Origin of the sequence: Pseudomonas sp., from assembly GCF_032058845.1 — a bacterium.
GTDB lineage: Bacteria > Pseudomonadota > Gammaproteobacteria > Pseudomonadales > Pseudomonadaceae > Aquipseudomonas.
Window position 1 is genome coordinate 21761 of record NZ_DAMCCR010000059.1, and the last position, 6000, is coordinate 27760.

General features: G+C 61.2%; 4 protein-coding genes and 2 tRNA genes. 5 read left to right on the forward strand and 1 reads right to left on the reverse strand.

Annotated features, from left to right (window positions below; genetic code table 11):
• Positions 1–315 precede the first annotated feature (315 nt).
• From RT028_RS12770 to RT028_RS12780, 3 genes are all read left to right on the forward strand, one after another.
• On the forward strand, positions 316–1581 hold the full coding sequence (locus tag RT028_RS12770; RefSeq protein ID WP_312935325.1) for an OprD family porin: 1266 nt from the start codon (positions 316–318) through the stop codon (positions 1579–1581).
• Between the two features lie 171 nt (positions 1582–1752).
• Positions 1753–3468 carry a proline--tRNA ligase gene (locus RT028_RS12775; RefSeq protein ID WP_312935327.1) on the forward strand — a complete coding sequence of 572 codons (1716 nt, stop codon included), beginning with the start codon at positions 1753–1755 and terminating at the stop codon, positions 3466–3468.
• 20 nt (positions 3469–3488) lie between these two features.
• Positions 3489–4442, forward strand: a complete 954-nt coding sequence (locus RT028_RS12780) for a hypothetical protein (protein ID WP_312935328.1) — start codon at positions 3489–3491, stop codon at positions 4440–4442.
• 11 nt (positions 4443–4453) lie between these two features.
• On the opposite strand, the gene dinB is transcribed toward RT028_RS12780, so the two are convergent.
• Complete coding sequence (dinB, locus tag RT028_RS12785) at positions 4454–5521, reverse strand: DNA polymerase IV (protein WP_312935331.1); 1068 nt, start codon at positions 5519–5521, stop codon at positions 4454–4456.
• Positions 5522–5720: 199 nt separating this feature from the next.
• Between dinB and RT028_RS12790 the strand changes: the two genes are divergently transcribed.
• Together RT028_RS12790 and RT028_RS12795 are read left to right on the forward strand one after the other, a co-directional pair.
• Positions 5721–5797 (forward strand) — tRNA-Met (locus RT028_RS12790).
• Positions 5798–5919: 122 nt separating this feature from the next.
• A tRNA-Met gene (locus RT028_RS12795) sits at positions 5920–5996 on the forward strand.
• Positions 5997–6000: the final 4 nt, after the last annotated feature.

Consider the following 6000-nt stretch of genomic DNA (forward strand, 5'->3'; position numbering starts at 1 on the left):
ACCCTCCAATCGGCACTCGGTGACGCTGAGAGTTTCTTGAAACATCGGTGTGCCTGGCAGTGTTCATGCTCGAGCCAACCTGTCGTGGGTTCGAACAGCGCGTTGCTGCGCAACACTGGAAAGTGGTCGATGTACTGCCCGTAACAGTCGCTTTTGATCGACGTCAAATCCGTCTGAACGTGTCGATTTTGCCGTATCGCAAAGTACAAGTTGGCGTGCTATACCTCCACGCCGACATAACAAGAAAGAGCTGCCCCAATAACTAGAAAACCGGGCGCAGCGGTACTCTTCCTAAAACCAAAGGAGCAAATCACGATGCGCGTGATGAAGTGGAGCATGATCGCCCTGGCCGTTGCGGCAGGGACCTCGCAGCTGGCAATCGCCTCTTCGCAAGACGAATCCAAGGGTTTCATCGAAGACAGCAAGCTCAACGTCAAGACTCGCATGCTGTATTTCAGCCGCGACTTCCGTAACAACGAGGCTGGCAAAAGCCGCGTGGAAGAAACCGGCCTGGGCTTCGTCGGCACTTACGAATCCGGCTTTACCCAGGGCACCGTCGGTGTCGGCGTTGACGCCATCGGCATGCTTGGCCTGAAACTCGACAGCGGCAAGGGTCGTGCAGGCACCGGCATGTTCCCGACCGGTTCTGATGGCCGCTCGCAAGATGAGTTCTCCGAAGGCGGCGCTGCAATCAAGTTCCGCGTTTCCGACACCGTGCTGAAAGTCGGCAACCAGTTCACCGCAATGCCTGTGTTCGCTACCGATGACAGCCGCTTGCTGCCAGAAGTCGCTGAAGGCGCGCTGATCACCAGCAACGAAATCAAGGGCCTGACCCTGCAGGCAGGCCGTTTCACCGGCCTGAACGCTCAGAACCGCACTGGCCACGACAGCCTCAACCTGAAAGAAGCTGACGTCATCGGTGGTACCTACGCCATCACCGACGGCTTGTCTGCCAGCGTCTACCACTCCAACGTCGAAGACTACTGGCGCAAGTGGTACGGCAACGTGAACTGGGCACTGCCGATTTCCGATAACCAGGGCCTGGTGTTCGACTTCAACGTCTACAACACCAAGGGCGACGGTTCGAACGAAGTCAGAGCCTATGACGGTGACAAGCTCGACAACACCGCGTACAGCCTGTCCGGTGCGTACAAAATCGGCGCCCACACCTTCACCCTGGCCCACCAGCGTGTAACCGGTGATGGCGACTATGCCTACGGCGTAGACGGCGGCGGCTCGATCTTCCTGTCCAACTCCGTGGCCCGTTCGGACTTCAACGCCGAGAACGAAAAATCCTGGCAGGCTCGCTACGACCTGAACCTGGCCGAGTACGGCGTACCTGGCCTGACCTTCATGACCCGCTATGTCCGCGGTTATGACGCCCACGTTGAAGGCACCAACAGCGGCAAGGAATGGGAACGCGACATCGACGTCAAGTACGTCCTGCAGCAGGGCCCGGCCAAGGACCTGAGCTTCCGTGTCCGCCAGGCCACCTACCGCTCTTCCGATGGCGTTTACTACGGTTCGGCTTCGATCGACGAACTGCGCCTGATCGTCGAGTACCCGCTAAGCATCCTGTAAGCCCAGGCTTGCAATGCCCTGCACCCGAGAAGGCCCGGCATCTGCCGGGCTTTTTCTTGGCTGGCCATTACGGCTGACAAGGCAAGGCCTGTGCGGCATCCTGTACGCCTTCTCTCCCCGCCCGTACAATGCGGGTCATTCCAAACACTCAGGCAATCGACACGGCTCCCCATGCGCACCAGTCAATTCTTGCTCGCCACTCAAAAAGAAACCCCTGCCGACGCGGTCGTCATCAGCCACCAGCTCATGCTGCGTGCCGGCATGATCCGCAAGCTGGCCTCCGGCCTGTACACCTGGCTGCCCATGGGCCTGCGGGTCATGCGCAAGGTCGAGAACGTGGTCCGCGAGGAAATGAACGCCGCCGGCGCGCTGGAAGTGCTGATGCCTAGCGTGCAACCTGCCGAGCTGTGGCAGGAGTCCGGCCGCTGGGAACAGTACGGCCCTGAGCTGCTGCGCATCCGCGACCGCCACAACCGCGAGTTCTGCGTGGGCCCGACGCATGAAGAGGTCATCACCGACCTGGCGCGCAATGAGCTTTCCAGCTACAAGCAGCTGCCGTTGAACCTCTACCAGATCCAGACCAAGTTCCGCGACGAAATCCGTCCGCGTTTCGGCCTGATGCGCGGCCGCGAATTCATCATGAAGGACGCCTACTCCTTCCACGCGGATCAAACGTCGCTGCAAGACACCTACGACCGCATGCACCAGGCCTACACCAACGTGTTCACCCGCCTGGGCCTGGATTTCCGTCCTGTGCAGGCCGACACCGGCTCCATCGGCGGTAGCTACTCCCATGAATTCCACGTCCTGGCGTCTTCGGGCGAAGACGATGTGATCTTCAGCGACAGCTCCGACTACGCCGCCAACATCGAGAAAGCCGAAGCCATCCCACGCGAAACCGTGCGCCCCGCGCCTACCGAAGCGCTGCGCCTGGTCGATACGCCGAATGCCAAGACCATCGCGCAACTGGTCGAGCAGCACGACCTGCCGATCGAGAAGACCGTCAAGACCCTGATCGTGCGCGGCGCCGAAGAAGGCAAGCTGGTCGCGCTGATCGTGCGCGGCGATCACGAGCTGAACGAGATCAAGGCGGTGAAGCTCGAGCAGGTTGCCGAGCCACTGGTCATGGCCACCGAAGATGACCTGCGCACCGCCATTGGCGCAGGCGCAGGTTCGCTCGGCCCGCTGAACCTGCCGCTGGAATGCATCATCGACCGTTCGGTCGCCTTGATGAGTGACTTCGGCGTGGGTGCGAACATCGATGACAAACACTACTTCGGCGTCAACTGGGAGCGTGACCTGCCCGTTCCGCAAGTCGCCGACCTGCGTAATGTGGTCGCGGGCGACCCAAGCCCTGACGGCCAGGGCACCCTGGTCATCAAGCGTGGCATCGAAGTGGGCCATATCTTCCAGCTCGGCACCAAGTACAGCGAGGCGCTCAAGTGCCAGGTGCTGGGTGAAAACGGCAAACCGGTGGTGCTCTCGATGGGCTGCTATGGCATTGGTGTGTCCCGCGTCGTTGCGGCAGCCATCGAGCAGAGCCATGACGACAAGGGCATCATCTGGAACGACGCTCTGGCGCCGTTCCAGATCGCGCTGGTGCCGCTGCGCTATGAAACCGAGGCAGTTCGTGAAGCCACGGACAAGCTGTATGCCGAGCTGACCGCTGCCGGCTTTGAAGTGCTGCTCGATGACCGCGACAAGAAGACCAGCCCCGGCATCAAGTTTGCCGACATGGAGCTGATCGGCATCCCGCACCGGATCGTCATCAGCGATCGCTCGCTCGCCGAGGGCAACCTGGAGTACAAGCACCGCACCGAACAGGACGCCCAACCGCTGGCGATCAATGAGGTGCTGACCTTCCTGCAAGCGCGAGTCCGCCGCTGATAGCCAACGCCTGGGTGACCATGTTCAAGCGAAGTACCTTTACCTTGGGGGGCGCCGCGCTCAGCGGCGCCCTGCTGCTCGGCGGCTGTGCCAATCAGATGTCGCAACGCAGTGACCACGAGGACCGTGTCGAGCGCAAGCTGCTCGAGCACACGCTGCACATCGATGTAGGCGACCCCAAAGTGATGGAGTTGCCGCAACGGCGTGTGCGCATTACCGAGCAGAAGCGTTTCGAGGTCACGGAGTTCGAGGTGACCCGCCACTACGACCGCTATACCCCCTACCAGCCGTGGCGGGAAGTCTACGAGATCCCCCTCGGCGCGGTCGCGGTGGTCGCCGGCGTAGGTGCCAATGCGGTCAACCTGATCACCTTCGGCCACCTGCCAGACAGCGTCACCCATGACTGGCTGGAATACGGTATCGCCGGGCTCAACCCGTTCATGAACGTGCAGTCCAACGGGCGTGCGCAGCAGAACCTGGCAGGCATCAGCGAAGTGCAGAAGGACCGACGTGAGGAGTTCACCAGCCTGCCCTGGAGCGAGCGTCTGGTCGAGGTCATGGCGGGCAAGGTCAATCATGAACTGACCACTGACCGGGCCGGTATCTTGCGCCTGAACCTGCTTGACAGCCCGTTCTCGGAGCAGAACCTCAAGCACATCGGCACCCTGCACCTGCAAGTGCTCGATGAAGACAACGGCGTGCGCGGCGATGCCAGCCTGTTGCTGGGCAGTAGCCTGCGCGGCAAGTTGCTCGAAGCCCATCAGCTGATCTTCGATGACCTCGAAGACGATGACGTCAGCCAGTGGGTGCACCGTGTCAAGCGCCTGTCCGAACTGGGCCTGGAGGAAGAGGCGAGCGAGCTTGAGCAGAGCCTGATCGAGCTCACCCGCAACGACCCGGAACTGCAAAGCGAGCTGGTTCGTGCCCTGGCCAGGCAGACCGGCCGCCTGGTCGCCGATCCCGGCGCCCAGTAATCCGCCCAGCCCTACCCTTCGTGCGGCTCCATGAACAGCTCCAGCTGTTCATGGGCACCGCGCAGATCCAGCAACCTCACCCCTACCCCGAGCAAGCGCACCGGCTTGGCGCCGCGCGCGAAGGCCTGGCTCAACAGTTGCTGATAACTGTGCAAGTCGCGCCCCGCACCCGCCTGCTCGAGGGTGGTCTGGCTGAAGTCATGGAACTTGACCTTGACGAACGGCTTGCCGGGCTTGTAGCTGCTGTCCATCCGCGCGATACGCTCGGTGAGCGTGGCCAGGAGCTCGGGCAGGCGCTGCAGGCAACTGTCGAGGTTGGGCAGATCGGTGTCGTAGGTGTTCTCCACACTGACGGACTGACGCCGGCTGTCGGCCTGCACCACGCGGTCGTCGATGCCCCGGGCCAAGCCCCAGAGGCGCTCGCCGAAGCTGCCGAATTCGCGCACCAGCGCCAGACGCGCCCAAGGGCGCAAGTCTTCACAGGTCACGATGCCCAGGCGGCTGAGCTTGTCGGCGGTGACCTTGCCTACGCCATGCAAACGCGCCACCGGCAACGCAGAGACAAAGGCTTCGACCTCAGCCGGGGTAATGACGAACAATCCATTGGGCTTGCGCCAGTCACTGGCGATCTTGGCCAGGAACTTGTTGGGCGCGACGCCTGCCGAGACGGTGATGCGCAAGTTTCTGGCGACGCGCCTGCGGATGTCTTCGGCGATGCGTGTGGCGCTGCCGGCGAACCATTGGCTGTCGCTGACATCCAGGTAGGCCTCATCGAGCGACAACGGCTCGATCAGGTCGGTGTAGTCACGAAAGATCTGCTGAATTTCCCGGGAGGCCTCGCGATACGCCTCGAAACGCGGTTTGACGATCAGCAGATCAGGGCACAATTTGTGCGCATGGCGTGAGGACATGGCCGAGCGCACGCCATAGGCACGGGCCTCGTAGTTGCAGGTGGCAATGACACCGCGCCGATCCGCCGAGCCGCCCACTGCCATCGGCCGACCTGCCAGACTGGGGTCGTCACGCATTTCGATGGCTGCATAAAAGCAGTCACAATCGACATGAATGATCTTGCGCACTGACATGGCTGACAACCAACACTGTAAATTCATACAGATCATAGCGCATGCGGCGATTCACCAACCAGCGCCCCGCGAAGCGAGGCTGACGGTCGGCAGGATTGCGTCGTCGATGTCGCTAAAGCGTTGAGGGGGAAAGACTTTTCTAGGGAAATCTCTTGACAGCCGTAGGAATATCCGTAGAATCCAACCCCACAGACGCGGGATGGAGCAGTCTGGTAGCTCGTCGGGCTCATAACCCGAAGGTCGTCGGTTCAAATCCGGCTCCCGCAACCAGCTTTAAAAAGAAGGCCACTGCTAACCCAGTGGCCTTTTTTGTTGTCCTGGAAAAAATTCTTGTACATCAATGAATTAGTGCTTGCCATCAATCCGCAGTTCTGTACAATGCGCCCCACAGACGCGGGATGGAGCAGTCTGGTAGCTCGTCGGGCTCATAACCCGAAGGTCGTCGGTTCAAATCCGGCTCCCGCAACCAGCTT

What these genes read in the sequence shown, in the direction of transcription:
- RT028_RS12770 (WP_312935325.1), top strand. Translation starts at nt 316, where the DNA reads ATGCGCGTGATGAAGTGGAGCATGATCGCCCTGGCCGTTGCGGCAGGG.
- RT028_RS12775 (WP_312935327.1), top strand. Translation starts at nt 1,753, where the DNA reads ATGCGCACCAGTCAATTCTTGCTCGCCACTCAAAAAGAAACCCCTGCC.
- RT028_RS12780 (WP_312935328.1), top strand. Translation starts at nt 3,489, where the DNA reads ATGTTCAAGCGAAGTACCTTTACCTTGGGGGGCGCCGCGCTCAGCGGC.